Genomic DNA, 1,065 nt, shown 5'->3' with positions numbered 1-1,065 from the left:
CATTCATTGCGAAGCCCCGCTGAGCCTGAGCAAGGACGACGGCAGCACGATCTATGCGCCGGGCGGCGGCGGCACCTACACACTGATCCTCAGCAATGCCGGCCCGTCGACGGCCACCGGCGTCATCCTCGACGACACGCTGCCGACAGGCGCAACGCTGTCCGCGGCAGCGACCTGCACTGCACAAGGCAGCGCCAGCTGCGGCACGCTGACCGGCGCCAGCGGCGCGACCAGCGTGGCACTCAGTGGCGCGACGGTACCGGCCGGTATCGCCAATCGCCTGCAGCTCACGATTCCGGTGGCGTATGCGTCCACACTGACCGCGGCCACGCTGACCAATACCGCGACGGCCGATGCGGCCGTCTCCGATCCGGTCAGCGCCAGCGATACCAACACGCGCTACAACCGCGCGCCGGTCGCCGATGCCCAATCGCTGTCGCTGGAGCAGGGCGGCAGTGCCGCCGTCACCCTCAGCGGCAGCGATGCCGACAATGACCCGCTGAGCTTCCGCGTCACCACGCCGCCGCAGCACGGCAGCCTGAGCGGCACGCCGCCGGCGCTGACCTATACGCCGGCATCGACCTTCAGCGGCAGCGACAGCTTCGCCTACGTCGCCAACGATAGCCTGCTCGATTCCACGCCGGCCACGGTGTCGATCACCGTCACGGCGGCCAATCGCGCGCCGACCGTCACGTCCACCGCGATCACGACCGCGACCGCCGGCAGCGCCTACCGCTACGACGTGGAAGCGACCGACCCCGACAACGACACACTGACCTATTCACTGCTCAATCCGCCGTCCGGCGTCAGCATCGACAGCAGCACCGGCGTCATCAGCTGGACCCCGACCACGCAGCAGATCGGTACGCACACGATGGCGATCCGCGTCAGTGACGGCCACGGCGGCACCGGCGCGCAGGATTTCACCCTGACCGTCAGCAGCGCGAATCACGCGCCGGAGATCACCTCGACCGCGATCACCACGGCCAGCGTCGGCACGCCCTACAGCTACGACGTCGACGCCACCGACGCCGACAACGACACGCTGACCTATACGCTGAGCAA

The 1,065-nt window shown here is 68.6% G+C and carries 1 protein-coding gene; it reads left to right on the top strand.

Annotation, left to right across the window (positions count from 1 at the left end; all coding sequences use genetic code 11):
• The coding region (locus NM961_RS23895; RefSeq protein WP_255916935.1) for an Ig-like domain-containing protein at positions 1 to 1,065 on the top strand (1,065 nt) is incomplete at both ends.

The sequence above is a fragment of the Tahibacter harae genome (assembly GCF_024437735.1).
In the GTDB taxonomy this organism is placed as follows: Bacteria; Pseudomonadota; Gammaproteobacteria; order Xanthomonadales; family Rhodanobacteraceae; genus Tahibacter; species Tahibacter harae.
Note: the sequence above shows the minus strand (reverse complement) of the source record. Positions and strands in the feature narration are given on the sequence as shown.